The 26,143-nt window shown below is 71.7% G+C and carries 23 protein-coding genes; 12 read left to right on the top strand and 11 right to left on the bottom strand.

All coding sequences use genetic code 11. The annotated features are described in order from the left end of the window. Positions 1-13: 13 nt before the first annotated feature. Positions 14-1,117, top strand: a complete 1,104-nt coding sequence (locus AACH11_RS00515; protein WP_341372235.1) for a magnesium transporter CorA family protein — start codon at positions 14-16, stop codon at positions 1,115-1,117. A 49-nt stretch (positions 1,118-1,166) separates the two neighbouring features. Here the strand turns inward: AACH11_RS00515 and ybeY are convergent, their stop codons facing one another. Both ybeY and AACH11_RS00505 read right to left on the bottom strand, forming a co-directional pair. Continuing rightward, a complete protein-coding gene (gene ybeY / locus AACH11_RS00510) occupies positions 1,167-1,622 on the bottom strand; it encodes an rRNA maturation RNase YbeY (protein ID WP_341372234.1) in 456 nt (151 codons plus the stop codon). 2 nt (positions 1,623-1,624) lie between these two features. Then, a complete protein-coding gene (locus AACH11_RS00505; protein WP_341372233.1) occupies positions 1,625-2,647 on the bottom strand; it encodes a PhoH family protein in 1,023 nt (340 codons plus the stop codon). A gap of 103 nt (positions 2,648-2,750) precedes the next feature. Here AACH11_RS00505 and AACH11_RS00500 point away from each other — a divergent pair, with 103 nt between their 5' ends. The 3 genes from AACH11_RS00500 to AACH11_RS00490 all read left to right on the top strand — a co-directional run bounded on the left by AACH11_RS00500 (position 2,751) and on the right by AACH11_RS00490 (position 6,834). Further along, positions 2,751-4,664 carry a sensor histidine kinase gene (locus AACH11_RS00500; RefSeq protein ID WP_341372232.1) on the top strand — a complete coding sequence of 638 codons (1,914 nt, stop codon included), beginning with the start codon at positions 2,751-2,753 and terminating at the stop codon, positions 4,662-4,664. 53 nt (positions 4,665-4,717) lie between these two features. Next, positions 4,718-5,365 (top strand): response regulator, encoded by a 648-nt coding sequence (locus AACH11_RS00495; protein WP_341372231.1) that lies wholly within the window; start codon positions 4,718-4,720, stop codon positions 5,363-5,365. Positions 5,366-5,538: 173 nt separating this feature from the next. Next, positions 5,539-6,834: an amidohydrolase family protein gene (locus AACH11_RS00490; protein ID WP_341372230.1), complete on the top strand. Its 1,296-nt coding sequence runs from the start codon at positions 5,539-5,541 to the stop codon at positions 6,832-6,834. Positions 6,835-6,867: 33 nt separating this feature from the next. On the opposite strand, the gene AACH11_RS00485 is transcribed toward AACH11_RS00490, so the two are convergent. The 3 genes from AACH11_RS00485 to AACH11_RS00475 all read right to left on the bottom strand — a co-directional run bounded on the left by AACH11_RS00485 (position 6,868) and on the right by AACH11_RS00475 (position 9,951). Further along, positions 6,868-7,530: a GDP-mannose mannosyl hydrolase gene (locus AACH11_RS00485; RefSeq protein WP_341372229.1), complete on the bottom strand. Its 663-nt coding sequence runs from the start codon at positions 7,528-7,530 to the stop codon at positions 6,868-6,870. 115 nt (positions 7,531-7,645) lie between these two features. Then, complete coding sequence (locus tag AACH11_RS00480) at positions 7,646-9,181, bottom strand: ATP-binding protein (RefSeq protein ID WP_341372228.1); 1,536 nt, start codon at positions 9,179-9,181, stop codon at positions 7,646-7,648. Continuing rightward, entirely contained in the window at positions 9,178-9,951 is a 774-nt protein-coding gene (locus AACH11_RS00475) for a response regulator (RefSeq protein ID WP_341372227.1), read from the bottom strand. The genes AACH11_RS00480 and AACH11_RS00475 overlap by 4 nt, the downstream gene beginning before the upstream one ends. A gap of 209 nt (positions 9,952-10,160) precedes the next feature. Between AACH11_RS00475 and AACH11_RS00470 the strand changes: the two genes are divergently transcribed. The 3 genes from AACH11_RS00470 (at position 10,161) to AACH11_RS00460 (ending at position 13,403) form a co-directional block, all read left to right on the top strand. Continuing rightward, complete coding sequence (locus tag AACH11_RS00470; RefSeq protein ID WP_341372226.1) at positions 10,161-10,742, top strand: Spy/CpxP family protein refolding chaperone; 582 nt, start codon at positions 10,161-10,163, stop codon at positions 10,740-10,742. A 107-nt stretch (positions 10,743-10,849) separates the two neighbouring features. Further along, complete coding sequence (locus AACH11_RS00465) at positions 10,850-12,736, top strand: ABC transporter ATP-binding protein (RefSeq protein WP_341372225.1); 1,887 nt, start codon at positions 10,850-10,852, stop codon at positions 12,734-12,736. Positions 12,737-12,842: 106 nt separating this feature from the next. After that, complete coding sequence (locus tag AACH11_RS00460; RefSeq protein ID WP_341372224.1) at positions 12,843-13,403, top strand: flavodoxin family protein; 561 nt, start codon at positions 12,843-12,845, stop codon at positions 13,401-13,403. A gap of 66 nt (positions 13,404-13,469) precedes the next feature. On the opposite strand, the gene tyrS is transcribed toward AACH11_RS00460, so the two are convergent. Then, positions 13,470-14,717, bottom strand: coding sequence for a tyrosine--tRNA ligase (tyrS, locus tag AACH11_RS00455; RefSeq protein ID WP_341372223.1), 1,248 nt, complete (start codon positions 14,715-14,717; stop codon positions 13,470-13,472). Positions 14,718-15,069: 352 nt separating this feature from the next. Here tyrS and AACH11_RS00450 point away from each other — a divergent pair, with 352 nt between their 5' ends. Both AACH11_RS00450 and AACH11_RS00445 read left to right on the top strand, forming a co-directional pair. After that, positions 15,070-16,500 (top strand): peptidoglycan DD-metalloendopeptidase family protein, encoded by a 1,431-nt coding sequence (locus tag AACH11_RS00450; RefSeq protein ID WP_341372222.1) that lies wholly within the window; start codon positions 15,070-15,072, stop codon positions 16,498-16,500. A gap of 133 nt (positions 16,501-16,633) precedes the next feature. Then, complete coding sequence (locus AACH11_RS00445; RefSeq protein ID WP_341372221.1) at positions 16,634-17,755, top strand: anhydro-N-acetylmuramic acid kinase; 1,122 nt, start codon at positions 16,634-16,636, stop codon at positions 17,753-17,755. Positions 17,756-17,800: 45 nt separating this feature from the next. Here the strand turns inward: AACH11_RS00445 and erpA are convergent, their stop codons facing one another. From erpA to rplM, 3 genes are all read right to left on the bottom strand, one after another. Continuing rightward, positions 17,801-18,175 (bottom strand): iron-sulfur cluster insertion protein ErpA, encoded by a 375-nt coding sequence (erpA, locus tag AACH11_RS00440; protein WP_341372220.1) that lies wholly within the window; start codon positions 18,173-18,175, stop codon positions 17,801-17,803. Positions 18,176-18,428: 253 nt separating this feature from the next. Continuing rightward, a complete protein-coding gene (gene rpsI / locus AACH11_RS00435; protein ID WP_341372219.1) occupies positions 18,429-18,821 on the bottom strand; it encodes a 30S ribosomal protein S9 in 393 nt (130 codons plus the stop codon). Between the two features lie 9 nt (positions 18,822-18,830). After that, entirely contained in the window at positions 18,831-19,259 is a 429-nt protein-coding gene (rplM, locus tag AACH11_RS00430) for a 50S ribosomal protein L13 (RefSeq protein WP_341372218.1), read from the bottom strand. A gap of 393 nt (positions 19,260-19,652) precedes the next feature. Here rplM and AACH11_RS00425 point away from each other — a divergent pair, with 393 nt between their 5' ends. The 3 genes from AACH11_RS00425 (at position 19,653) to AACH11_RS00415 (ending at position 22,695) form a co-directional block, all read left to right on the top strand. After that, positions 19,653-20,297: a GNAT family N-acetyltransferase gene (locus AACH11_RS00425; protein WP_341372217.1), complete on the top strand. Its 645-nt coding sequence runs from the start codon at positions 19,653-19,655 to the stop codon at positions 20,295-20,297. 323 nt (positions 20,298-20,620) lie between these two features. After that, complete coding sequence (locus AACH11_RS00420; RefSeq protein ID WP_341372216.1) at positions 20,621-21,490, top strand: PDDEXK family nuclease; 870 nt, start codon at positions 20,621-20,623, stop codon at positions 21,488-21,490. 92 nt (positions 21,491-21,582) lie between these two features. Continuing rightward, positions 21,583-22,695 (top strand): serine/threonine protein kinase, encoded by a 1,113-nt coding sequence (locus AACH11_RS00415; protein ID WP_341372215.1) that lies wholly within the window; start codon positions 21,583-21,585, stop codon positions 22,693-22,695. Between the two features lie 106 nt (positions 22,696-22,801). Here the strand turns inward: AACH11_RS00415 and htpG are convergent, their stop codons facing one another. Further along, the gene (gene htpG, locus AACH11_RS00410; RefSeq protein ID WP_341372214.1) at positions 22,802-24,694 is read right to left on the bottom strand and encodes a molecular chaperone HtpG; all 1,893 of its coding nucleotides are present in this window, start codon (positions 24,692-24,694) and stop codon (positions 22,802-22,804) included. 168 nt (positions 24,695-24,862) lie between these two features. Further along, positions 24,863-26,143, bottom strand: coding sequence for a pyridoxal-dependent decarboxylase, exosortase A system-associated (locus AACH11_RS00405; protein WP_423228668.1), 1,281 nt, complete (start codon positions 26,141-26,143; stop codon positions 24,863-24,865).

Raw genomic sequence — 26,143 nt, 5'->3', positions numbered from 1 at the left:
GCGCCCCCTCGCGATGCGGCTGTTCCACATCCACGGCGACCACTTCGACGCGCTGCCGGAGGTCCTGCCGGAGGCCCTGCCCGCGCAGGGCTTCCTGTGGATCGGCTGCACCCGGCGTGAGTTCGAGCTCAAGGCGCCGAGCCTGCAGATGCTGCTGCAGCGGCTGGCCGTCGGCCCGCTGGTCGACCTGCACGTCAGCGACCTGCTGAACAACCAGCTGCCCAGCCACTTCGACTACACCAGCTGGTACGACCTGCTGGTGTTCCGTCGTCTGGCCGCGGCGCCGGGCAGCGCGTCGCTGTTCGTCGATGAGGAGCACGGCACGACGGCCTCGGCCCGACGGGCCCTGTCGGCGATCGACACCAGCCCGGTGGGTTTCGCCGTCTTCGACCGCGTGCTGCTGACGGTCCATCCGGCCGACTGCGCCGTGCTCGACCACTTCGCCCAGCGCCTGTCGACGATGGCCAGTTCAGCCGACGGCCGCGGCAGCGCCCGGCTGCCGGCCAATCCGGCCGACCTGATGCTGCGCATGGTCAACCACATGGTCGACAGCTACCTCGACCTGCGGCGGCTGCTGACGCGACAGCTGGGCTATCTGCAGCAGCAGCTGCTCGACCCCAAGAGCCATTTCAGCGACTGGCAGATCCTGCTGGACAGCCGCAACACGCTGCACCAGCTGGAGGACATCTGCGAGGACCAGCGCGCCGCCGTGCAGGAATGGATCGACGCCCTCGACGACTGGCCGGACGACGACGACGCGATGCCGCGCCGCGAACGCGAGCTGCTGCGGGTGCGCTCGCGCGACGTGCTGGAACACATCGAGCGGGTGCTGGGCCATGTGCGCCGGCTGGAGGCCTCGGCCGAGGCGGCGGTGCAGATGCACTTCTCGGCGCTCGGCCACCGCACCAACGACATCATGCGCACGCTGACGGTGCTGACCGCCGTCTTCCTGCCGCTGAACCTGATCACCGGCTTCTTCGGCATGAACTTCGACGATCTGCCGCTGATCCACGCCAGCATCGGCGCCTGGATCGCGCTGCTGATGATGGTCGTGATCGCCGTCGGCCTGGGCGGCTACTTCTGGCGCAAGCGCTACCTGGGATCACCGCGGCGCTGAGCGCCGAGGCCGCCGATCCGGCCCCGGCGGGCGCGCGCCGCCGGACGGCTCAGTCCGCGCGCGCGCCGGCGTAGGGGTCGTGCAGACCGAGGCCGAGCAGGATCGCGGTCTCGCACGCCTCCATCGCCTCGGCCTCCTCGTCGTCCTCGTGGTCCCAGCCCTGGGCGTGCAGTGCGCCGTGGACCAGCAGGTGCGCGTAGTGGTCGGCCACCGTGATGCCCAGTTCGGCCGCCTCGCGCTCGACCACGCCGGCGGCCAGCACCAGATCGGCCATCACCACCGGCTCGTGGCTGTAGTCGAAGGTCAGCACGTTGGTCGCGTAGTCCTTGCCGCGGAACTCGGCGTTCAGGGCGCGGCCTTCCTCGTCGTCGACGATGCGCACGGTCAGCTCGCCCGGCGCCTCGAGCGCGGCGCGCAGCCAGCGCTGGACCTTGTGGCGCGGCAGCAGCGCCTTGTGCCGGGCATCGGCGAACTGCAGCGAGAGGGTCAGCTCGGGTCGGGCCATGGTCACTCCTGATCGGGACGGGTGTGGCGCGCCGGCCGCGCCGCGTCATAGGCCTCGACGATGCGCGCCACCAGCGGATGGCGCACCACATCGACCGAGGTGAAGCGCTGCACGGCGATGCCGCGCACGCCGTCGAGCACCTGCAGCGCATCGACCAGCCCGCTGGTGTGGCCGCGCGGCAGGTCGATCTGGCTGGTGTCGCCGGTGATCACCGCGCGGCTGCCGAAGCCGATGCGGGTGAGGAACATCTTCATCTGTTCCGGCGTGGTGTTCTGCGCCTCGTCGAGGATGACGAAGGCGTGGTTGAGCGTGCGTCCGCGCATGAAGGCCAGCGGCGCGATCTCCAGCAGCCCCTTCTCGAAGGCGGCCTGCACGCGGTCGAAGCCCATCAGGTCGTAGAGCGCGTCGTAGAGCGGCCGCAGATAGGGGTCGACCTTCTGCGCCAGATCGCCGGGCAGGAAGCCCAGGCGCTCGCCGGCCTCGACCGCCGGGCGGGTCAGCACGATGCGCTGCACGCCGGCGCGCTCCAGCGCGTCGACCGCGCAGGCCACGGCGAGGAAGGTCTTGCCGGTGCCGGCCGGGCCGACGCCGAAGGTGATGTCATGGCCCAGGATGCGCTGCAGGTAACGGACCTGGTTGGGGGTGCGCCCGCGCAGGTCGGCGCGCCGGGTGTGCAGCACGATGTCCTCGGCGCCGGGCACCTGGACGTTGAGCGCCGGCGCCCCACTGCCCGTCCGCGCCGTGGACGCGGCGTCGGGCGGGTGCGCCAGCGCCTCGGCCTCGACCAGGGCCAGTTGCAGCACCTCGGGCGCGATCGGCCGTTGCGCCCGTTCGTAGAGGCTGGCGAGCACGGCCAGCGCGCGTTCGGTGGCGCCGCGCTCGCCTTCGGCGGTGAACAGCGCCCCGCGGCGGATCAGGCGCACGGCCAGCGCGTGTTCGACACGGCGCAGGTGCTCGTCCAGGGGGCCGCACAGATGGGCCAGGCGCTGGTTGTCCAGCGGCTCGAAACGGTGACGAAGAATCATGGTGCTGTGGGGCCGCAGCCCCCGATGCCGGGGGGAGCCCGCGCGCAAGGGTGCGCATTCTCCACCGATCCGCGCCGGTGCGGCTCACGCACAATCCGGCGCCATGCAGAGGATCCATTTGCCGTACCGGTGTTCCGGCCACGCGGCGGCAGCCCGCGTGCTGCGCGGCCCGCTGATGCCCTGGCGCATCCTGCTCGTCTGGCTGCTGCTGGTGTGCGCTGGCGGACTGAGCCTGCCGGCACGGGCCCAGACCCACGAGTGGACGGAGGCCCTGGTGCTGCCGCTGGCCCAGGCCGAGCGCGACGACTGGAGCCTGTCGCGCCGCGTGCCGCTGCCCGACGAATGGTCCGAGAGCCGGCCCGGGCTCGGCGGCCCCCTCGTCTACCAGCTCACCCTGCAGCTGCGAGACCTCCCGCAACGCCCGCAGGCCCTGCTGATCGAACGGGCCTGCAGCCTGCGCCGCGTCACCGTCAACGGGCAGCTGCTCGCCCTGCACGAAGCCGGCGAACCCCGCCGCTGCCATGAGCCGCGCCTGATCGACGTGCCGGCCGCACTGCTCAAGGCCGGCCAGAACACCCTGCAGCTGCAGGTGCACGGTCTGCCGCTGGCCGAGACCACCGCCCGGGAGCGGGCCGGCGCCCTCGGCGCGGTGCGCTTCGGCGACCACGCCCGCCTGCAGACCGACCATGAGCGCCGGCTGTGGCTGGCGGTGCGGCTGCCGCAGATCCTGGCCGGCTCGCTGCTGTTGATGGGGGGGTTCACGCTGCTGCTGGGCGGATTCCACCGCGCACAGAGCGAGTTGTTCTATTTCGGCGGACTGATGCTGGCCTGGGCCGGGCTGCTGAGCCGGCCCTGGGAAGCCTTGCCGGACGCCACGCCCTGGCTCGGCGACACCCTCGCCAGCGGCCTGCTGGCCCTGGCCGCGGCGGCCGGCGTGCAGTTCCTGCTGCGCCTGGGCGGGCTGCGCCTGCCACGCGTGACCGCCGCGCTGATCGCCGTCTGCGTGCTGATGCCGCTGTCGGTCGCGCTGGTGCCGCCCGCGATGCGGCATGTCACCGGCCTCGTCTGGCAGGGCCTGTTGACCAGCGGCGCGCTGCTGGCCGGCGGCCATCACCTGGCCCATCTGCATCGCCAGCAGGGCCGCTGGCGCTGGGGCATGACGGCCCTGCTGCTGCTGGTGGCCGGCGCGATGACGCTGGACATGCTGGCCGGCGCCCTGCCGCTGGATCCGCGCATCGGTCATCTGGCCCAGTTGCTGCCGCCCACGCTGTACCTGTTGCTGGGTCTGATGCTGGTCAAGGAGTTCGGCCAGGCTTTCCAGAGTGCCGAGGAAAACCGCGGCGAGCTCGAACAACGCATCCGCGAGGCCACCGCCCAGATCGAGCGCAACTTCGCCCAGCTGGCCGAGCTCAAGGTCGAGAAGGTCACCGAGAAGGAGCGCAAGCGCATCGCCGCCGACCTGCACGACGACCTCGGCGCCAAGCTGCTGACCATCGTCCACACCAGCGACAACGACCGCATCAGCTCGCTGGCGCGCGAGGCGCTGGAGGAGATGCGACTGTCGGTGCGCGGGCTGACCGGCAAGCCGATCCGCCTGTCCGACGCGCTGGGCGACTGGCGCGCCGAGGTGGTCTCGCGCCTGAGCCAGGCCGGCGTGCAGGGCGAGTGGACCGCCCCCTCGGACGAGGAGACGCCGCAGACGCTGTCGGCCCGCGCCTTCGTGCAGACCACGCGCATCCTGCGCGAGTCGGTGTCCAACGTGATCAAGCACAGCGGGGCCTCGATGTGCACCGTGCGCACGACGATCGCCGAGGGCGATTTCCAGCTCGTGATCCAGGACAACGGCCACGGCATACCCACCGAACTGGAGGGGCGCCTGGACAAGGGTCACGGGATGGCGTCGATGAAGAGTCGCGCCAAACAATTGTCAGGCCAATGCTTGGTCGAGTCGGGACGGGGTTATGGCACCGTCATCCGCCTGACCATTCCCCTCGAACGCCACGTCACACCGACGTAAGGCGCTGATACATTCCGACACCCGCGTCGCTGACTGCTGCACCGCACATGATCATGAACAACATCCTGCTGCTGGAAGACCTGCCCGAGATCCGGGCCTGGTTGAAGAGCCTCGTGCTGCAGGTCTTCCCGACCGCGCGCCTGACCGAGTGCTCGCGCGTCCAGGACGCGCTGCTGCAGGTGCAGAGCGCCCGCTTCGACCTCTGCCTGATCGACCTCGGCCTGCCCGACGGCAGCGGCACCGACGTGGTGGCCCGCCTGCGCGATCTGCAGCCCGACGCCCAGAGCGTGGTGGTCTCGATCCACGACGATGACGAGCACCTGTTCCCGGCCCTGCAGGCCGGCGCCTACGGCTACATCCTGAAGGAGCAGTCGCGCGAGCTGATCACCGAGCAGCTGCAGCGCATCAGCCAGGGCGAGCCGCCGCTGTCGCCGTCGATCGCGCGCAAGGTCATCCGCTACTTCGCCGAACAGGCCAAGCCGCAGGCCAACCTGATGCCCGACGTGCAGCTGACCGAACGCGAGAGCGAGGTGCTGCTGCGCGTGGCCAAGGGCTTCACCCTGCCCGAGATCGGCGTGCAGCTGGGCCTGTCCCGCCACACCATCGCCGACTACGTCAAGCAGATCTACCGCAAGCTCAACGTGAGCTCGCGCGCCGAGGCCGCGCTGGAGGCGCAGCGCCTGGGCCTGTTCCGCCGCTGAGCCTGGCCGGCCTGGCTGCGCGCCCGATGTGGCGCCCCAGGCCCAGGCTCCCGACACGCCCGCCAGCCCGCGCTGAGCGGGCTTTTTCATGTCCGCGCCGCCGGACACGGGATGATGGCGAGGCCCAGCCCGCACCACGGCAGTGCCGGCCCACGCCTTGCAAGGAGCCCGTCATGCTCGATCTGCTGATCACCCACGCCGCCCTGCCCGACGGCCGCCAGGACTGCGGCGTCGCCGTGCGCGACGGCCGCATCATCGACATCGCCCCCGGCCTGACGCCCACGACGGCCCCGGCCGCCGAGGTGGTGGACGCCGGTGGCCTGCTGCTGAGCCCGCCCTTCGTCGATGCCCATTTCCACATGGACGCGACGCTGAGCTACGGCCTGCCGCGCGTGAACGCCAGCGGCACGCTGCTGGAGGGCATCGCGCTGTGGGGCGAGCTCAAGCCGCTGCTGACGCAGCAGGCGCTGGTCGATCGCGCGCTGGCCTATTGCGACTGGGCCGTGGCCCAGGGCCTGGGGGCCATCCGCAGCCATGTCGATGTCTGCGACGACCGCCTGCTGGCGGTGGACGCGCTGCTGGAGGTCCAGCGGCGCGTGGCCCCGTACATCGACCTGCAGCTGGTGGCCTTTCCGCAGGACGGCGTGCTGCGCAGCCCGACCGCACTGGCCAACCTGGTGCGGGCGCTGGACCGTGGCGTCGAGGTGGTGGGCGGCATCCCGCACTTCGAGCGGACGGCCGAGCAGGGCACCGAGAGCGTGAAGCAGCTGTGCACGCTGGCCGCCGAGCACGGCCTGCGCGTGGACATGCACTGCGACGAGAGCGACGACCCGCACTCGCGCCACATCGAGACGCTGGCCTGCGAGGCACAGCGCCTGGGGCTGCAGGGCCGCGTCGTCGGCTCGCACGTCACCAGCATGCACTCGATGGACAACTACTACGTCAGCAAGCTGCTGCCGCTGATCCGCGAGGCCGGCGTGGGCATCGTCGCCAACCCGCTGATCAACATCACGCTGCAGGGCCGGCACGACAGCTACCCGAAGCGCCGCGGCATGACCCGGGTGCCCGAACTGCTGGCCGCCGGCGTGCCGGTGGCCTTCGGCCAGGACTGCGTGATGGACCCCTGGTACGGCCTGGGCTCGGGCGACCTGCTGGAGGTGGCGGCCATGGGCCTGCACGTCGCGCAGATGACGGGTCAGGCGGCGATGCGCCAGTGCTTCGACGCGGTGACCACGACGCCGGCCGCGCTGCTGGGACTGGACGGCTACGGCCTGGCGCCCGGCGCCCGCGCCGACTTCGTGCTGCTGCACGCCCGCGATCCGATCGAGGCGATCCGCCTGCGCGCGGCGCGGCTGAAGGTCTGGCGCGGCGGCCGGCTGCTGGCCGAGCGCGCGCCGCCGACAGCCACGCTGCACCTGCCGGGCCGGCCGCCGCACACCGACTTCCTGCACCGGCCGGGCGGGCACTGAGCCACGGCGTGGCCGCCGGGCGGCACCACGGCCTCAGGGCAGCAGGCGGGTGGCCGTCACCTCAGGATCGAAGTAGGCCCGGGTGTTCGCGTGCACCTGCATGTCGGCCCGCAGCGCCTCGCGGCTGAACCAGCGCAGCCGCTCATGTTGCGCATCAGGCCGCAGCGAGGCCGCCTGGGCGGCATCCAGCCGCAGCCGCCAGGCGAGCACCACATAATGCGTCGAGGTGCCGGGCTCGTCGGCGAAGTTGTCATCGGGATAGAGGTGCTGCCAGGTGCCCAGGCTCTCCAGCGGCGGCAGCGTCCCGGGCATCACCGCCAGGCCCAGCTCGTCGCGCAGCACACGGGCCAGGGCCTGGGCCACGCGCTCGTCCTTGCGGATCGCGCCACCGGGCACGAACCAGCTGTGGCGGGCGGGCCGGTTCTCGCGCCAGCCCAGCAGCACGCGGCCCTGCGGGTCCTCGCAGACCAGATCGACCGAGACCAGTGGCGTCTGACGGACGATGCCCAGCCAGACGTCGTGCGGCAGGCGCGGGGGGGACGATGCGGGGCCGGCGGCGGGGGTGTTCGTGGGGGTGTCCGCAGTGGTGTCCGCGGGGGAGGCGCCGGCTCGCGGTCCTGGCGCGGCGCAGGGCGGGAGGTGCGCGCCGGATGCGGCCGGGGCCGGGGCCGGTACAGGTCTGTCGGAAGGGTTCATGGCCGCGATGGTGCCGCAGGCCGCGCCAGGCGTCAGTCCCGCGGTTGCCGCGCGCGCCGGTGCGCGCCGCCGACGCCCCATGCGGCCCCGCCTCGCGCCGTGCTCGCGCCATCCATCAGCGCGGCAGGTCCAGCCGCGCCTCCAACCCGCCCTCGGCCCGGTTGTGCAGGCTCAGCGTCGCGCCATGGCGCTGCGCGATGCTGCGGGCGATCGACAGCCCCAGCCCGGTGCCGCCGGTCGCGCGGCTGCGCGAGGCCTCGAGCCGGCGGTAGGGCTCGAACACCCGCTCCAGTTCGGCCGGCGGCAGGCCGGGTCCCGCATCGAGGACCGAGACCCGCAGCACGCCCGGCCGCTCCTCGAAGCGCAGCGTGACCGGGCCGCCGCCGCCATGCAGCGCCGCGTTGTCCAGCAGATTGCCCAGCAGGCGCTTGAGCAGCGAGGCCACGCCGACGCAGGGCGCGGCCGGCGCGCCATCCAGCGTCACCGTGCGGCCCAGCGCGGCCTGGTCGGCCGCCAGCGTGCGGCCCAGCGCCAGCAGATCGACCGGCGCGCGCGGCTCATGGCCCCCGAGCCCGCGCAGAAAGGCCAGGGTCTCGCCGACCATGGCCTCCATCTCCTGCAGATCGCGCTCGAAGCGCTCGCGCGCCTCGTCGTCGTCCAGCAGCTCGGCCCGCAGGCGCATGCGGGTCAACGGCGTCTTCAGATCGTGCGAGAGCGCGGCCAGCATGCGCGTGCGCTCGTCGATGAAGCCGGCCAGGCGGCGCTGCATCGCGTTGAAGGCCTGGGCGGCCTGGCGGACCTCGCGCGGGCCACGCTCGTCGAGCGGCGCGCGCGCCAGATCCTCGCCCAGCGACTGCGCCGCCTGCGACAGCAGGTTCAGCGGCCGCACCACCCAGCGCACGGCCAGCCAGGCCAGCAGCAGCACGCTCGCCAGCAGCACCGCCCATTGCGCGACCAGGGTCCAGGGCAGGCGCTCGGGCGGTGCCGGCAGGGCGGCGTCGAAGCGGGCCCAGCGGCCGTCGGCCAGCCGCACCTCGGTGCGCCAGATCGGCCCGCCGCGCGCGTCGCCCCGGCCGGCCCGCGGCGGGCGCGGCGCGCGGGCACCGTCGGCCGCAGCCGCATCCGCCGCGGAAGCCCAGGCGGCCGCACGCCGGAGCGCGGCGTCCTCAGACTCCGCCCCCATCGGCTCCAGCGCGCGACGTCCGGCCTCACCGCCGGACTCCTGCCGCCAGAGCCGGCGCCGACGCTCGCCGGCGTGTGCGGGCTCGACATCGGGCCGGGGGGCGATGCGCAAGGCGCGCCCGGCCCCGAGCGCGGCCTGCAGCCGCTCGGCGAACAGGCGCGCGCGCCGGTCCTGCGGCAGCTGCGCCGGCAGATCGGGCGCCTCGTGCAAGGACAGCACCAGCGGCGGCACCTGGAACACGGCGGCCACCCGCTCGCGCTCGGCCGCCGGCAGGTCGTCGAGCAGCACGACCACATCGGCGATGCGCTGGGCCGCCGGCAGGCCGTAGCCGCGGTTGAGCAGCTGGTCGCGCTCGGCCACGTTGATGGCGGCGCTCAGCAACTGGGCCAGCATCAGGCCACCGACCAGCACGCCGATCAGGCGGCCGAACAGCGTGTCGGGCCGCAGCCGCCGCCAGAGCGCGGTCATGCGCTGGCCGGACGGTCCGCGCCGCCGCCGGACGGCTCGACGGTGTCGACCGCGACCGTCAGCACATAACCCTCACCACGCACGGTGCGGATCAGCGTCGGGTCCCGCGGGTCGTCGCCCAGGCGCTGGCGCAGCCGGCTGACCTGCACGTCGATGCTGCGGTCCAGCGGGTCGGCCTCACGTCCCTGCGTCAGGTCCAGCAGCTGGTCGCGGCTGAGCACGCGGTTGGGATGGGTGACGAAGACGTGCAGCAGCTTGTACTCGACGCCACCGATCGGCGTGACCGTGCCGTCGGCGGCCACCAGCTGGCGCGCCACCGTGTCCAGCGTCCAGCCGCCGAAGCGCAGCCGGCCCTCGTCGCGGGGCCGCAGATTGGGCGGCAGGCTGCGCGTGCGGCGCAGGATCACCTTGATGCGGGCCAGCAGCTCGCGCGGGTTGAAGGGCTTGGCCAGATAGTCGTCGGCGCCCATCTCCAGGCCGATGATGCGGTCGGTGTCCTCGCCGCGGGCGGTCAGCATCAGCACCGGGATGTCGTCGTGGCGCACGCGCAGGGTGCGGCACAGCGTCAGCCCGTCATCGCCGGGCAGCATCAGGTCCAGCACGATCAGGTCGGGCGCGCCATCGTCCAGCATGCGCCACATCGCGCGGCCGTCGGCCACGGCGGTGGTGCGCAGACCGTTCTTCTCCAGGTAGCGGGACAGCAGCAGGCGGATCTCGGCATCGTCATCGACGATCAGCACGTGGTCGCTGCGTTCGGGCGTGGCAGGCATGTCGGGATTGGAGCGCGGCGGCGGGAGCACCGCATCCGCGGCAACGTATCACAGCATGTCACGGCCGGCGCCCGACATGCGGCGCGACAAAACGGCCGCCGCATGACACAGCCGGCTTACAGCGCGGCGCTGCAATGGCATCCATGGCGCAGACGGTCCGGCCCACCGGATCCCGACGCCCTGGCCCCTGAACGCTGAAGGAAACACCCATGTCCTCGACCTCGTCCCTGACCCGCCTGGCTGCCGCCCTGACCGCCGCCGTCGCCCTGTCCACCGCCCTGCCCGCGCTGGCCGACCATGGCCGCGGCGGCCCCGACCGCATGCAGCCGCCCACCGCCGCCCAGGTGGCCGAGCGTCTGTCGACGCTGAAGTACGCGCTGCGCATCACGCCGGCCCAGGAAGGCGCCTGGTCGGCCTACGAGAGCCAGCTGCGCAAGCAGCAGACCGAGCACGAGGCCCGCATGAAGGCGCTGCAGGAGCGCCGGGCCAAGGGCGAGCGCCCGAGCGCCACCGAGCGCGACCAGTGGCGCGCCCAGGCCGAGGCCGACCGCAGCGCCCGCCAGAAGGCGCACGACGCGCTGTATGCCGCGCTGAATGCCGAGCAGAAGCGCGTGGCCGATCTGGTGCTGCGCCCGCACGGCGACGGCGCCCGCGACGCCCGCGGCGACCGGGACGGCCGTGGCCATGACCGCCATGACCGCCGGGGCGACCGCGACGAGCGCGGCGGCCGGGACGGCTTCGGCCGTCCGGCTGCACCGGCCTCGGCACCGGGCGCCGCCGCCAGCCGCTGACGGCCGGCGCGGCGGACCGGAGCAGCCCGCGGGTCACACCTTTCCGCTACGCTCGACGGCTTCGTCCACTCCGGCGCGGCGCCCTGCACGACGCGCCTGCCCCGACCGTGCTGCGCCGCTTCGAACGACTGCTGGACCCGTTTCCCGGGGGCGATGCCCCGACGCCCCCACCCGGTTTCTGGCCCTTCATGTGGGCCTCCGTGCGCGGCGCCCGGCGCTGGATCGCCTGCATGACGCTGTGCACGGCCACCATCGGCGTGTTCGAGGCCTGGCTGTTCGCCGTGCTCGGCGATCTGGTGGACTGGCTGGCCCGCGTGCCACCGGCCGAGCTGTGGGCACGCGAGCGCGACCGGCTGCTGATGGTGATGGCGGTGCTGGCCGGCAGCGTGGCGCTGGTCGGCCTGCAGACGCTGATCAAGCACCAGACGCTGGCCGGCAACCTGCCGATGCGCCTGCGCTGGAACTTCCACCGCCGCATGCTCGGCCAGAGCCTGGGCTTCTACCAGGACGAGTTCGCCGGCCGCGTCGCCACCAAGGTGATGCAGACGGCGCTGGCCGTGCGCGACGTCTGGTTCACGCTGGCCGACATCCTGGTCTTCATCGGCATCTACTTCGTGACCCTGGTGGCCATCGTCGGGCGCTTCGACCCGATGATGCTGGCGCCGCTGCTGGGCTGGCTCGCGCTGTACGCGACCGCGTTGCGCTTCTTCGTGCCGCGGCTGGCGCGCAGCGCCCAGGCCCAGGCCGACGCCCGCTCGCTGATGACCGGCCGCGTCACCGACGCGTACACCAACATCGCCACCGTCAAGCTGTTCGCCCACGACCGGCGCGAGGCCGCGCACGCGCAGGGCGCGATGCAGGAGTTCCTGGTCACCGTGCACCGCCAGATGGGCCTGGTCAGCTGGCTGGAAGTGACGATCCACCTGCTGAGCATGCTGCTGATCGGCTCGATCTGCGGCACCGCGCTGGGGCTGTGGTCGCACGGCGAGGTGGGGGCCGGCGCGGTGGCCGCGGCCACCGCGATGGCGCTGCGCCTGAACGGCATCTCGCACTGGATCATGTGGGAGATGGCCGGGCTGTTCGAGCACGTGGGCACGGTGCAGGACGGCATCCGCACGCTGGCCCAGCCGGTGCAGGTGCGCGATGCCGACGACGCCCGGCCGCTGCGCGTGAGCGCCGGCGAGATCCGCTTCGAGCAGCTGCGCTTCGGCTATCCGGCGGCCGTCGGTCGGCCGCCGCTGCTGCAGGACTTCTCGCTCGACATCCGCGCCGGCGAGAAGATCGGCCTGGTCGGCCGCTCGGGCGCCGGCAAGAGCACGGTGCTGAACCTGCTGCTGCGCTTCCACGACCTGCAGGGCGGGCGCATCACCGTCGACGGCCAGGACATCGCCCACGTCACCCAGGACAGCCTGCGCGCGCAGGTCGGCATGGTCACGCAGGACACCTCGCTGCTGCACCGCTCGGTGCGCGACAACATCCTCTACGGCCGGCCCGATGCCGGTGAGGACGCGCTGCGCGCAGCCGCCACCCGGGCCGAGGCCGACGGCTTCATCGCGGCCCTCAGCGATCCCAAGGGCCGCACCGGCTTCGACGCCCATGTCGGCGAGCGCGGCGTCAAGCTCTCCGGCGGCCAGCGCCAACGCATCGCGATCGCCCGCGTGATGCTCAAGGACGCGCCGATCCTGCTGCTCGACGAGGCCACCAGCGCGCTCGACAGCGAGGTCGAGGCCGCGATCCAGGCCAGCCTCGACCAGCTGATGCAGGGCAAGACCGTGGTCGCCGTCGCCCACCGCCTGTCGACCATCGCGGCGATGGACCGGCTGGTGGTGATGGACCAGGGCCGCATCGTCGAGCAGGGCACGCATGCGCAGCTGCTGGCCGCCGGCGGGCTCTATGCCCGGCTGTGGGCGCGCCAGAGCGGCGGCTTCCTGGCCGAGGACGATCAGGACCGCGGCGCGCCCGCGGCCCCTGGCCCGGGCATTCAAGCCGTTTGAATCCTGGCGTCGAGCGGGCTGACGCAGGCGCTCCGGGCCGCCCACCAGAATGCGGTGCATGCCGGCCGCCTGCGGCCGGCCTCATCCCTCACCTCAGGAGCGCTCCATGTCCAGCATCGCCATCGTCTTCCACAGCGGCTACGGCCACACCCAGAAGGTCGCCGAGGCCGTGGCCGCCGGCGCGGGTGCCTCCGCCACGCTGATCGCCATCGACGCCGAGGGCAACCTGCCCGACGGCGCCTGGGACACGCTGAACGCGGCCAAGGCCATCGTCTTCGGCTCGCCGACCTACATGGGCAGCGTCAGCTGGCAGTTCAAGAAGTTCGCCGACGCCTCGTCCAAGGCCTGGTTCACCCGCGCCTGGCAGGACAAGCTGGCGGCCGGCTTCACCAACTCCGCCTCGCTCAACGGCGACAAGGCCTCGACCCTGGCCTATCTGCAGACCCTGGCCAACCAGCACGGCATGTTCTGGATCAGCCTGGGCATGATGCCGTCCAACGCCAAGGCCTCCAGCCGCGCCGACGTCAACAACCTCGGCGCCTCGGCCGGCCTGCTGACGGCCACGCCGGCCGACGCCTCGACCGACGAGATGGTCGCCGGTGACCTCGCCACCGCCCAGGCCTTCGGCGCCCGCGTGGCGGCGGCCGTGGCCAAGCTGGCCGCCTGAACGGACGAGCGGCCGAGCGGCCGAGCGGCCTGCGCCGGTCGATCGACCGGCGCAGGCCGCGCGCGCTCAGGCCGTCAGCGTCACCCGCGCGAACTTGCGCTTGCCGACCTGCACCACGACCGTGCCGGCCTCGACCTTCAGGCCACGGTCGCTGACCACCGCCCCGTCGATGCGCACGCCGCCCTGATCCAGCAGGCGGTTGGCCTCGCTGGTCGACGGCGCCAGGCCGGCGGACTTCAGCAGCGCGCCGATGCCCAGCGGCGCGCCCGACAGCGTCACCTCGGGGATCTCGTCCGGAATGCCGCCGCGCGCACGGTTGTTGAAGTCGGCCTCGGCCGCATCGGCCGCCGCCGCGCTGTGGAAGCGCGTGACCAGCTCGCGCGCCAGCATGACCTTGGCGTCCTTCGGATTGCGCCCGGCCTCGACCTCGGCCTTCAGCGCCGCGATCTCCGCCTCCGAGCGGAAGCTCAGCAGCACGTACCAGCGCCACATCAGCGTGTCGCTGATCGACAGCACCTTGGAGAACATGCTGTTGGCGTCCTCGGTGATGCCGATGTAGTTGTTCTTGGACTTCGACATCTTCTCGACGCCGTCCAGTCCTTCGAGCAGCGGCATCGTCAGCGCGCACTGGGGCTCCTGACCGTACTCGACCTGCAGATGGCGGCCCATCAACAGGTTGAACTTCTGGTCGGTGCCGCCGAGCTCCAGATCCGACTTCAGCGCGACCGAGTCATAGCCCTGCAGCAGGGGGTACAGGAACTCGTGCAGGCTGATCGAGGTGCCGGCGGTGAAGCGCTGATGGAAGTCATTGCGCTCCATCATCCGGGCCACGGTGTACCTGGCCGACAGCTGGATCATGCCGCGGGCACCCAGCGGGTCGCACCATTCGCTGTTGTAGCGGATCTCGGTACGGGCCGGATCCAGCACCTTGGCCGCCTGGGTGTAGTAGGTCTCGGCGTTGGCCTTGATCTGCTCGGCCGTCAGCGGCGGGCGGGTGGTGTTGCGGCCCGACGGGTCGCCGATCAGCGTCGTGAAGTCGCCGATCAGGAAGATCACCTGATGCCCCAGATCCTGCAGCTGGCGCATCTTGTTGAGCACCACCGTGTGACCGAAATGGATGTCGGGCGCGGTCGGATCCAGCCCCAGCTTGATGCGCAGCGGCGTGCCGGTGGCCTCGCTGCGGGCCAGCTTCTTCAGCCAGTCGGCCTCGGGCAGCAGCTCGTCACAGCCGCGCAGGCTGATCGCGAGCGCCTCGCGCACGCGGTCGGTGACAGGGTGTGGGGCCGGCGGAGCGGCCACGTCGGAAGCGGTCATGACGGATGGCGGTTGAGGACGCACCGGCACGCAGGCGCGGTGCGCACAGGCCGGCCGCGGCGCCCTCGCGGGACCTGCATCCCGGTGGCGCCGGCCCGGTCCGGGGCTCGGAGGGCGGCAGATATACTGCCGGCCCAGTCTGATGGCCGCGGCATCCGACGGAACCGATCGCCTCCGATCGGCTCCATGACGGTTGCCGCCGCGGCGGTGCGCGATTCTATGTGGAGGGCGCACGGCCGCAGAGTGACTCCCTGCGGGGGGCGTCGCTCTGGAGCCGGGCCGCGCGCCGACCGCCGCGACCCTGCCGCTCCGCGGATCCTGCTTCACCCCGCATGTCCGTCGCGTAGTCGAGATGTCGAAGTCCGAGCTGTCGTCCGAGCCTGTCCTGCCTCCGGCCCTGAGCCGCCCCCTGTCGCGCATGGCCGCGGCCGTGCACCGTCATCCGGGCCGGCTGGCCGCCGGTGCACTGGCCCTGCTGGGCGGGTTCGCCGTCACCGCCTTCGGCGTGGCGCCGCTGACCGCCACCTCGGTGCCGGTCGCCCAGCAGATGATCAGCCAGAGCGTCGCGGTCCCGGGTCTGCAGCAACAGATCGAGGCCCTCGACCAGCAGGTGCTGCAACTGCACCGCCAGACCACGCTGCGCCGCAGCGACACCGCCGACGCGCTGATGCGCCGACTGGGCGTGAGCGACGGCCAGAGCGCACGCCTGCTGCGCCAGGACGAGCGACTGGCGACGCTGCTGGCCGCCTCTTCCGCCGGCGGACTGGTCGAGGCCACCGCCGACGCGCAAGGCCGGCTGCAATCCTTGGTCGCCCGCCTGCCGGCGGCCGAGCCGGAACAGCGCACACACCAGTTCCGGCGGCTGACCTGGGTTCAGGCGTCCACCGAAGGGGCCGCGCCCGAGGTTCGCGTGGAAACCGCCGAGCTGGAGCGCATCACCCGCCTGGGCAGTGGCGACGTGCGCGGCTCGATCTGGGCCGCGATCGACGAGGCCAATCTGCCCGACGCCATCGCCCGACAGCTGATCGAGATCTTCTCCGACGACATCGACTTCCACCGCGAGCTGCGCCGCGGCGACAGCTTCCGCGTCGCCTATGAAGGCCTGCTGGCCGATGGCCGCCCGGTCGCCTGGGATGAAGGCACCGGCCGCGTGCTGGCCGCCGAGTTCCGCAACCGCGGCCGCGTCCACCAGGCCTACTGGCATCCGGGATCGGCCAACAGCGCGGACAACGCAGGCGCCTACCTCGACGAACAAGGCCGCGGCCTGCGCAACACCTTCCTCGCCAGCCCGCTGGCCTTCTCCCGCGTGACCTCCGGCTTCGAGATGCGGGTGCACCCCGTGCTGCGGGACTGGCGCGCCCACAACGGCGTCGACTACGGCGCGCCGACCGGCACACCGGTGATGAGCGTGGCCGATGGCGTGATTGAGTTCGCCGGCCAGCAACGAGGCTACGGACAGGTCGTCGAGGTCCGCCATGACCGCCGCCAGACCACGCTCTACGCGCACCTGAGCCAGATCGGCGTCAAGGCCGGACAGAAGGTGCAGCGCGGCCAGTCGATCGGCGCCGTCGGCGCCACCGGCATGGCCACCGGCCCGCATCTGCACTTCGAACTGCGGGTCGACGGCCAGTTCCAGGATCCGCTGGTGCTGGCCGAACAGGCCCGCAGCCAGCGCTCGCTCGAGGCCGCGGCGCGACCGCAGCTGCGCGAGCGCACCGAGCAAGGCCGCGCATGGCTGGCGATGGCCGGCAGCGTGAGCCGCTTCCGCGGCGACGCCGAGTGAGCCCACGGCCGGCCCGGTGAACACGGACACACCCGCGGCCGGCCGACCGGCACCGACCTCGCCCCACGCGACCACCACGGCTGACCGCGACTTGGCGCCAACAGCACCCGGACGCCGGAGCACGATCGGGCTGATGTCCGGCACCTCGCTGGACGGCATCGACGCCGTGCTGATCGACTGGGACCGCGCGGACGCCCGGATCTGGCGGGTCGCCGGCCATGTGCACCGCCCCTTCGATGCCGCCCTGCGAGCCGAGCTGCTGGCACTCAACCGCAGCGGCGAGGACGAACTGCACCGCGCGGCGCTGGCCGCCAACGCCCTGGCCCGCGCCTGCGCCGCCTGCTGTGCGGATCTCCTGGGCTCGACCGGCCGCAAGGCCGCGTCCATCGATGCCCTCGGTGCCCACGGTCAGACGGTGCGCCATCGTCCCGGTGAGTTCGACGGCTGCGGCTACACCGTGCAGCTGCTCAACGGCGCCCTGCTGGCCGAGCTCACCGGCATCGACGTGGTCTGCGACCTGCGCAGCCGGGACGTGGCGGCCGGTGGCCAGGGCGCACCGCTGGTGCCCGCCTTCCACGCGGCCGTCTTCGGCGCCGGGCACGACCGCGCCGTGCTGAACCTGGGCGGCATCGGCAACCTCAGCCTGCTGCATGCCGACGGCCGGGTCGGAGGGTTCGACTGCGGACCGGGCAACGCCTTGCTCGATCTGTGGTGCGAACGGCACACCGGCGCCACCTACGATGCCGGCGGCCAATGGGGCGCCCGTGGGCAGGTGCTGCCCGCGCTGCTCGCGGCCCTCAAGGACGAGCCTTTCCTGCGCCTGCCACCGCCGAAGAGCACCGGGCGCGACCTGTTCCATGCCGAGTGGCTGACGTCCCGGCTGCGGATCGCCGATGCGGACACGGCCGGGCCACAGGACGTGCAGGCCACGCTCGCACAGTTCACCGCGGAGGCCGCGGTCGACGCCCTGCAGATGACCCTGCCCGGCGCCCGGGACCTGCTGGTGTGTGGTGGTGGTGCGCTCAACGGCGACCTGCTGGCACGCCTGCAGGCGGCGCTCGCCCGCCATGGCGGTGGACGGGCCGCTGCAGCGGTGCGGCCCACCGACGCCTTGGGCCTGCCGGTGATGCAGGTGGAAGCCGCGGCCTTCGCCTGGCTGGCAAGGGCCTTCCTGGCCGGCGAGCCGGGCAACCGGCCCGAGGTCACCGGCGCACGGGGGCTGCGCCGTCTCGGCTGCTGGCACCCGGCGCGCTGAGCACCGGCCCTGCCCCCGGCGCTGAAGCCGGGCCGGGCCCGAGGGTCAGACCGAGAACGAGGACCCGCAACCGCAGGTCGTGCTCGCGTTCGGATTGCGGATCACGAACTGCGAGCCCTGCAGGTCTTCCTTGTAGTCGATCTCGGCACCGACCAGGTACTGCAGGCTCATCGCATCGACCAGCAGGGTGACGCCGTTCTTGACCATCGGCGTGTCGTCGTCGTTGACGACCTCGTCGAAGGTGAAGCCGTACTGGAAGCCCGAGCAGCCCCCCCCTTGCACGAACACGCGCAGCTTCAGGTCGGGATTGCCTTCCTCGGCGACCAGGTCCGCGACCTTGGCCGCGGCGGCATCGGTGAAGACGATGGGGCAAGGCACCTCGGCGGTGCTGGCGGCGGTCGATTCGGCAACGGCGTTCATCGCGGCTCCATGGGACAAGGTCAGGACGGGGCCTCACACGTCTGACGTGCGGCAGCCCCTTTGAACCCGAGTATTTTGCCCGGGTAATCGGACAGCACCGGAGGCCCTGATCGGCCTCCGGTCTTTGTGGACATCGGACTGCCCCGCATCGCGGACAGCCAGAACGACAAAGCCGCCCGCGGTACGCAGACCGGGGCGGCTGTGGCGTCGACCCATGGTGCCGGCACAGCCGGAACCACGGGCGGCAGGCGCATCAGCGCTTGCTGAACTGCTTCCGGCGACGCGCGCCGTGCAGACCGACCTTCTTACGCTCGACTTCACGCGCGTCGCGGGTGACGAAGCCGGCGTTGCTCAGCTCGCTCTTCAGCGTCGCGTCGTAGTCGATCAGGGCACGGGTGATGCCATGACGGACGGCACCGGCCTGGCCGCTTTCGCCGCCACCGTGCACGTTGACCTTGATGTTGAAGGTCTGCTCGTTGTTCGTCAGAGCCAGCGGCTGCTTGACGATCATGATCGAGGTCTGGCGGCCGAAGTACTGGTCGACGGGCTTGCCGTTGACCACGATCTGGCCGTCACCCTTCTGGATGAACACGCGAGCCACCGAGGACTTGCGACGGCCCGTGCCGTAGTTCCAATTGCCGATCATCGCCGCTCCTTAGATTTCCAGAGCCTTGGGCTGCTGGGCGGTGTGCGGGTGCGAATCACCGGCATACACCTTCAGCTTCTTGATCATCGCGTAGCCGAGCGGGCCCTTGGGCAGCATGCCCTTGACGGCCTTCTCCAGGGCGCGCCCCGGATGCTTGGCTTGCATGTCCTTGAACTTGGTGCCGTAGATGCCGCCCGGGTGGCCCGAGTGGCGGTAGTACACCTTGTCCTCGGCCTTGTTGCCGGTCACACGGATCTTGTCGGCGTTGACGACGATGATGAAGTCACCGGTGTCCACGTGCGGCGTGTAGATGGCCTTGTGCTTGCCGCGCAGACGGAGTGCCACTTCGCTGGCGACACGTCCGAGCACCTTGTCGGTGGCATCAAGCACAAACCACTCGTGCTGCACTTCGGCCGGCTTGGCGCTGAAGGTCTTCATGAGAGGTCTTTCAAGTACCGGGAGCGCATTGCTGCAGCGCCCGGCGCAACATGGCGTTTCGACGGCCGTGTCCGGTGACGGATGCCTGGACATCCACCGGAGCCAGTCGATCGACGTTCGGCGCTGCTTATGACGGGCAGCCTCTCACGACGCACGACCGCCGCGCCAGCCTCGTCCTGCGGCATGGCCACTACGGCACTGCCACCCGACGACGCCCGCACGACACGGACTCATCCCCCAGCCAATTTCGGGGAAAGCCCGCGAGTCTAACAGAGACTTGCCCATTCCTGCAGCAGTCCGAACGTGTGAAGAACACACGTTCGGACGCCGGACCGCACGCACCGGACATCGGCCCCCACAGGCACAATCCAGGGGTAAACCCTGATTCAGCCCATGAGCCGCCGCCGCACCCCGCCGCCCCAGCCCTGGATTCCGATCCGCCGGCTCGAGCCTCGCCATCGTCACCGGCTGACCGCGCATCTGCTGGCCTTGTCGCCACAGGACCGCTACCGCCGCTTCGGTCACGTCGCCAGCGACGCGCAGATCTGCCGTCACGTGGCGCAGCTCGACTTCCGGCGCGATGAACTGTTCGGCGTCTTCGATGCCCGGCTGCGCCTGATCGCGACCGCGCATCTGGCCTGCCCGCCGGCCGACCTGAGCCACGACATCGGCGCCGAGTTCGGCGTCTCGGTGCTGCCCGATGCGCGCGGGCTGGGGCTGGGCCGGCGGCTGTTCGACCATGCCGCGCTGCATGCCCGCAACCGCGGCCTGGGACGCCTCTACATCCATGCGCTGGCCGAGAACACCGCGATGCTGGCCATCGCCCGCGCCGCCGGCGCCACCATCACCCGCAGTGGGCCGGAGGCCGACGCCTGGATCGAGTTGCCGCCCGAGACCGTCGCTTCGCAGGTCGAGCAGTGGCTGGAACACGGTGCGGCCGAACTCGACTACGGACTGAAACGGCAGATGCACCGGCTCAGCGGCTGGTGGCGCCGCCAGCCGTCAGGCGCCAGAGCCGAGGACGAATCCGCCAACTGACGGCCCGCGCCACGGTCCCATCGACCGGGCGCGCCCGTCTGCACACGCATCCCCCATCTGGAGATCGCGGCCCCCAGTCGGGGCGAACTGTTACCAATTGCTGCAGCCCAAGCAGATTTGCAACGGGTAACATCCGCGGAACGGCCTCGGCTGGCGCGCCATGCATGGCGCAGCCGCCCTGACATCGGCCTGTCCAGCCCGCGCACCCTGCCCTGCAGCAGACCCCGTGCCGGCGAGCCCCTCCGGTCCCGTCGCGCGCCGGCAGCGGCTTCGGACCCCGGACTCCGCGCGGCTGATCTGGCTGTCCGCCCGCGCGCAGTTTCATGCAGTCCTATCTCCCGTGGCTGATCGGTGCCGCTGCCCTGGCGGTGCTGGCCATGCTCTATCTGGCATGGCAGGTGTACACGGCCCGCCGTCGTCCGGCCGGCCCACCGCCGCTGCCGACCCAATGGGATCTGCTGCCGCGCCCGGTGTTCACCGCCGACGAACGCCGCGTCTACCGCCAGTTGCGTGAAGCACTGCCGCACCACATCGTGCTGGCCAAGCTGCCGCTGGTCCGCCTGTGCCAGCCGGCGGATCCGAAGAGCGTGCGCTACTGGTACAACCTGCTGGGCTCGATCAACGTCGCCTACGCGATCTGCAGTGCCAACGGCCGCGTGCTGGCGGCGGTCGACATCAGCTACGACATCGGCCTGCCAAGCCGCTCGACCCGCATCAAGCAGGCCGTGCTCAACGCCTGCAAGATCCGCTATCTGCGCTGCCCGGTCGACCAGCTGCCGTCGATTCCCGAGCTGCAGCTGCTCGTGCCGCACGGCACGGGTGCCGCACGCACGCCGCAGCCGATGCCGACAGCAGCAGCGGCATCGCCGCACCCGGCACCGGTGGCTGCGCCCGCCCCCACCAGCGGGCCGGCCCATGGCGCGCCAGGCCCGAACACGAGCGGCCCGACGGCACCGATCATGCCGGCCACCGGGGCCGCGACCGCGCCCCGCACGGGGACACCGGCCGCCGCCCGGCCAGACCGCTCCACGCTGTGGCAGGAATCGAGCGCGTTCATGGATTCCTTCTTCAGCCACCAGCGTCAGTTCGAGCCCTCCGGCCATGGCGAACTGCGCACCCTGCCGGTCGATCCGCTGCCGGTCAATGGCCACGCGAGCCTGAACGGCAGCACCGCGGCCGCCGGCGGGCACTGACCGGCCGGCACCAAGGCGACCCACGGACCGCTGGCAGGTCCCGCCCACCCGCGGCTCGCCGCGTGACATCGGGCTGGTGCAGACTCCCGTCGATGCAAGAGCCCCCCCGCGGCGCCGCCGCCCCCCACCCGTATGCGGCCCTGGAGCCACGGCATGTGCTGGATGCCCTGGAGGCCGTCGGCATCCGCGCCGACGGCCGGCTGCTGCAGCTCAACAGCTACGAGAACCGCGTCTTCCTGGTCCATGACGAGGATGGCCGGGCGCTGGTGGCCAAGTTCTACCGCCCGGGCCGATGGAGCGACGCGCAGCTGGCGGAAGAGCACCGCCTGCTGGCCGAGCTGCAGGCCGAGGACCTGCCGGTGATCGCCCCGTTGGCCTTGCAGCCGGATGGCCGCGACGCGCAGGCCATCGCGCAGGCCCCGGCCAGCCTGGCCCGGGTGCGGCTGCGGCCCGGCGATGCGGGCGCGGAGCGCCCCTCACTGGCGCTCGCGGTCTGGCCCTGCCGCGCCGGCCACGGACCGGAGCTGGACGATCCGTCGACGCTGCGTTGGCTGGGCCGGCTGATGGCCCGCCTGCACCAGGTCGGCGCGCGCGAGCGCTTCAGCGCCCGCCCCACGCTCGACGCCGAGGCCTTCGGCTGGCAGTCCCATGCGCGTCTGCGCGACGACGGCCACATCACGCCCGCCGAATGGCCGGCCTGGGACAGCGCCTGCCGGCAGGCGCTGGAACTGGCCACCCAGGCCCTGGCCGACACGCCCACCGCCACGCTGCGCCTGCACGGCGACTGCCACCCCGGCAACATCCTGTGGCGCTCGCCGGACGGCGACGACGCGCGTCGCGGCCCGCAGCTGGTGGACTTCGACGACGCACGCAACGGCCCGGCGGTGCAGGATCTGTGGATGCTGCTGTCGGGTGAGCGCGAGGCGATGCAGCAGCAACTGGGCGCGGTGCTGTCCGGCTACCGGCAGATCCGCCGCTTCGACGGCCGCGAGCTGCGGCTGATCGAGCCGCTGCGCACCCTGCGCATGGTCCACCACAGCGCCTGGCTGGCCGAGCGCTGGGACGACCCGGCCTTTCCGGCGGCATTCCCCTGGTTCGGCACGCCGGCCTGGTGGTCACAGCAGACGGTGCAGCTGCGCCAGCAGATCGAGGCCATGACCGAGCCGCCGCTGGACGACCCGGCCGACTGGGGCCTGGACGACTGAGCGGCAGCGCGCCCTCGCGCGCCGCCGCCTGTCGCTCCGCCAGCCCGGTCGCGCCCGGGCGCCGTGCCGTCCGGGCGCGACTGGCCGCTCAGGCCGCTCAGGCCGCTCAGGCCGCCGTGGTCAGCAGCTTGTTGATCCGCGCCACATAGGCCGCCGGATCCTCCAGCTGGCCACCTTCGGCCAGCAGCGCCTGGTCGAACAGGATGTGGGCCAGATCGTCGAATGGCGCGCCGGCCGCGTCCAGACGCCGGACCAGCGCGTGCTCGGCATTGACCTCCAGGATCGGCAGCGCAGCGGGCGCACTCTGACCGGCCTGCTTCAGCAGGCGGGCCAGATGGCCGCTCATGTCGTGCTCGTCGGCGACCAGACAGGCCGGCGAATCGACCAGGCGGGTGGTCACCCGCACGTCCTTGGCACGGTCCTTCAGGGCGTCCTTGAGCTTGTCGAGCGTCGGCTTGAACGCCTCGGCCGCCTCCTCGGCCGCCTTCTTCTCGGCCTCGTCCTGCAACTGGCCCAGATCCACCGCGCCCTTGGCCACGTTCTGCAGGGACTGGCCCTCGAATTCGTGGAGGTGGCTGAGCATCCACTCGTCGACGCGGTCGGTCAGCAGCAGCACCTCGATGCCCTTCTTCTTGAAGATCTCGAGCTGCGGGCTGCTCTTGGCCGCGGCCATCGTGTCGGCGGTGACGTAGTAGATGGCCTCCTGGCCCTCCTTCATGCGCGAGACGTAGTCGGCGAAGGACACGCCGCTGTCGGCATGGGTCGACGCGAAGCGCAGCAGCTTGGCCAGACGCTCCTTGTTCTGGAAGTCCTCGCCGAGGCCTTCCTTGAGCACCGCACCGAACTCCTTCCAGAAGTCCGCGTACTTGGCCTTGTCGTCGGCCGAGTCGCTGTCGGCCAGGCTTTCCAGCATGCCCAGCACGCGCTTGGTCGAGCCCTCACGGATGGCCTTGACGTCACGGCTTTCCTGCAGCAGCTCGCGGCTGACGTTCAGCGGCAGGTCAGCCGAGTCGATCACGCCCTTGACGAAGCGCAGGTAGGCGGGCATCAGCGCCTCGGCGTCGTCCATGATGAACACGCGCTTGACGTAGAGCTTCACGCCGCCGCGCTTGTCGCGGTTCCACAGGTCCATCGGCGCCTTCTTCGGCACGAACAGCAGCTGCGTGTACTCGCTGCGGCCTTCCACGCGGTTGTGCGTGTAGGCCAGCGGCGCCTCGGCGTCGTAGCTGATCTGCTGGTAGAAGTCCCGGTACTCGGCGTCGGTGATGTCGCTCTTGCTGCGGGTCCACAGGGCGGCGGCCTTGTTGACCGTCTCCCACTCGCCCTTCCTGACCTGCTCGTTCTTCTCGCTGTCCCACTCCTCCTTCTCCATCAGGATGGGCAGGGAGATGTGGTCGCTGTACTTGCCGATGGTGCTCTTCAGGCGCCAGGTGCTGAGGAACTCGGCGGCGTCCTCGTCGCGCAGGTGCAGGATGATGTCGGTGCCGCGGCCGGCCTTCTCGATGGTCTCCAGCTCGTACTCGCCGGTGCCCTCGCTGCTCCAGCGCACGCCTTCGCTGGCGGGCAGGCCGGCGCGGCGGGTCTCGACCGTGATGCGGTCGGCGACGATGAAGCCCGAGTAGAAGCCGACGCCGAACTGGCCGATCAGCTGGGCGTCCTTCTTCTGGTCGCCTTCGAGCTTGGCCATGAACTCGCGCGTGCCGCTCTTGGCGATGGTGCCCAGGTTGGCGGCCGCCTCTTCGGCGCTCATGCCCACGCCGTTGTCACGGATGGTCAGCGTCTTCGCGTCCGGGTCGAAGAAGACGCGCACCTCCAGGTTGGGCTGGTCCTCGTACAGGGCGGCGTTGTCCAGCGCCTCGAAGCGCAGCTTGTCGCAGGCGTCGCTCGCGTTGGACACCAGCTCGCGCAGGAAGATCTCCTTGTTGGAGTACAGCGCGTGGGTGACGAGGTGCAGGATCTGCTTGACTTCGGCCTGGAAGGCGTGGGTGTGCTTGCTCATGGTCGTGCGGTCGATGCGGGGTCGGTCCGTGCGCGACGCCAGCATCGAGAAGACGACGTCCGGCGCGCGCGTGCGCAGCCGGACTTGGGGGTGGGCACCCCGCTTTCAAGAGCGGCCACCCCATTCGGAGCGGCCCGGGCGCGACGGCGCGCGCCCGACCGCCCGACCTCAGACCAGGACTTCGGTGACGACCGGATGGCCGAGGAAGGCCTGCGGGCTGGCGCTGGCGCCGTAGGCGCCGGACTGGAAGACGACGACCAGATCGCCGACATCGGCCACCGGCAGGCGCATGCGCTCGGCCAGGGTGTCCAGCGGCGTGCACAGCGGGCCGACGGCCATCACGCTCTCGAACGCGGCCTCCGGCGCGTCGACCGCCGGCATCCGGTTGCCGATGGCCACCGGGTAGTTCTTGCGGATGACCTGGCCGAAGTTGCCCGAGGCCGACAGGTGGTGGTTCAGCCCGCCGTCGCACACCAGGTAGACCTGGCCGCGCGAGACCTTGCGATCGACCACGCGGGTCACGTAGACGCCCGCCTCGCCGACGAAGTAGCGGCCCAGCTCGATCACCAGCTCGGCCTGCGGCAGCTCCACCTTCGCCCGCTCGACCAGCGCCGCCAGATTGGCGCCGATGGGCGCCAGATCCAGGCGCTGCTCGCCGGGGAAGTAGGGAATGCCGAAACCGCCGCCCAGGTTCAGGAAGCGCAGCGGGGCCGGGGCCTCGGCCGCCAGCCGCAGCGCGAGGTCGTAGGCCTTGCACTGGGCTTCGCAGATCGCCTCGGCCTTGAGGTTCTGCGAGCCGGCGAACAGGTGGAAGCCCTCGAAGGCCAGACCCAGCGCGCGGATGCGGGCGAAGGCCTCGGCCAGTTGCTCGACATCGATGCCGAACTGCTTGGGGCCGCCGCCCATCTTCATGCCCGAGCCCTTGAGCTCGAAGTCCGGATTGACGCGCAGCGCGACACGGGCCGGCAGGCCGAACTCGGCCGAGGCCGCGGCCAGCACGTCGAGCTCGCGCAGCGATTCGACGTTGACCAGCACGCCGGAAGCCACCGCCTGGCGCAGCTCCGGATCGCGCTTGCCGGGACCGGCGAAGCTGATCTCGGCCGGATCGGCGCCGGCGTCCAGCGCGACCTTGAGCTCGCCACCGGAAGCCACGTCGATGCCGTCGACCAGACCGGCCATGCAGGCGACGACCGCCGGCATCGGATTGGCCTTCATCGCGTAGTGCAGCTTGACCTCGGCCGGCAGCACGGCCCGCAGCGTGGCCACCCGGTCACGCAGCAGCTGGCGGTCGACCGCGTAGAACGGCGTGCTGCCGACGCGTGCGGCCAGCTGGTTCAGCGACAGGCCGCCGACGACGAGCTGGCCGTCGCGCACCGGGAACTGGTCCATCGGCACATGCTGCGGCAGGGCCCGCGGCGCGGCCGGCGTCTGGGTGTCGGGGGCCGCCAT

Source organism: Pseudaquabacterium rugosum (assembly GCF_038066575.1).
Classification (GTDB): domain Bacteria; phylum Pseudomonadota; class Gammaproteobacteria; order Burkholderiales; family Burkholderiaceae_C; genus Pseudaquabacterium; species Pseudaquabacterium rugosum.
Note: the sequence above shows the minus strand (reverse complement) of the source record. Positions and strands in the feature narration are given on the sequence as shown.

Coding starts and splice junctions, on each gene's coding strand:
- AACH11_RS00515 (WP_341372235.1), top strand. CDS start 14: ATGCGGCTGTTCCACATCCACGGCGACCACTTCGACGCGCTGCCGGAG.
- ybeY (WP_341372234.1), bottom strand. CDS start 1,622: ATGGCCCGACCCGAGCTGACCCTCTCGCTGCAGTTCGCCGATGCCCGG.
- AACH11_RS00505 (WP_341372233.1), bottom strand. CDS start 2,647: ATGATTCTTCGTCACCGTTTCGAGCCGCTGGACAACCAGCGCCTGGCC.
- AACH11_RS00500 (WP_341372232.1), top strand. CDS start 2,751: ATGCAGAGGATCCATTTGCCGTACCGGTGTTCCGGCCACGCGGCGGCA.
- AACH11_RS00495 (WP_341372231.1), top strand. CDS start 4,718: ATGAACAACATCCTGCTGCTGGAAGACCTGCCCGAGATCCGGGCCTGG.
- AACH11_RS00490 (WP_341372230.1), top strand. CDS start 5,539: ATGCTCGATCTGCTGATCACCCACGCCGCCCTGCCCGACGGCCGCCAG.
- AACH11_RS00485 (WP_341372229.1), bottom strand. CDS start 7,530: ATGAACCCTTCCGACAGACCTGTACCGGCCCCGGCCCCGGCCGCATCC.
- AACH11_RS00480 (WP_341372228.1), bottom strand. CDS start 9,181: ATGACCGCGCTCTGGCGGCGGCTGCGGCCCGACACGCTGTTCGGCCGC.
- AACH11_RS00475 (WP_341372227.1), bottom strand. CDS start 9,951: ATGCCTGCCACGCCCGAACGCAGCGACCACGTGCTGATCGTCGATGAC.
- AACH11_RS00470 (WP_341372226.1), top strand. CDS start 10,161: ATGTCCTCGACCTCGTCCCTGACCCGCCTGGCTGCCGCCCTGACCGCC.
- AACH11_RS00460 (WP_341372224.1), top strand. CDS start 12,843: ATGTCCAGCATCGCCATCGTCTTCCACAGCGGCTACGGCCACACCCAG.
- tyrS (WP_341372223.1), bottom strand. CDS start 14,717: ATGACCGCTTCCGACGTGGCCGCTCCGCCGGCCCCACACCCTGTCACC.
- AACH11_RS00450 (WP_341372222.1), top strand. CDS start 15,070: ATGTCGAAGTCCGAGCTGTCGTCCGAGCCTGTCCTGCCTCCGGCCCTG.
- AACH11_RS00445 (WP_341372221.1), top strand. CDS start 16,634: ATGTCCGGCACCTCGCTGGACGGCATCGACGCCGTGCTGATCGACTGG.
- erpA (WP_341372220.1), bottom strand. CDS start 18,175: ATGAACGCCGTTGCCGAATCGACCGCCGCCAGCACCGCCGAGGTGCCT.
- rpsI (WP_341372219.1), bottom strand. CDS start 18,821: ATGATCGGCAATTGGAACTACGGCACGGGCCGTCGCAAGTCCTCGGTG.
- rplM (WP_341372218.1), bottom strand. CDS start 19,259: ATGAAGACCTTCAGCGCCAAGCCGGCCGAAGTGCAGCACGAGTGGTTT.
- AACH11_RS00425 (WP_341372217.1), top strand. CDS start 19,653: ATGAGCCGCCGCCGCACCCCGCCGCCCCAGCCCTGGATTCCGATCCGC.
- AACH11_RS00420 (WP_341372216.1), top strand. CDS start 20,621: ATGCAGTCCTATCTCCCGTGGCTGATCGGTGCCGCTGCCCTGGCGGTG.
- AACH11_RS00415 (WP_341372215.1), top strand. CDS start 21,583: ATGCAAGAGCCCCCCCGCGGCGCCGCCGCCCCCCACCCGTATGCGGCC.
- htpG (WP_341372214.1), bottom strand. CDS start 24,694: ATGAGCAAGCACACCCACGCCTTCCAGGCCGAAGTCAAGCAGATCCTG.
- AACH11_RS00405 (WP_423228668.1), bottom strand. CDS start 26,143: ATGGCGGCCCCCGACACCCAGACGCCGGCCGCGCCGCGGGCCCTGCCG.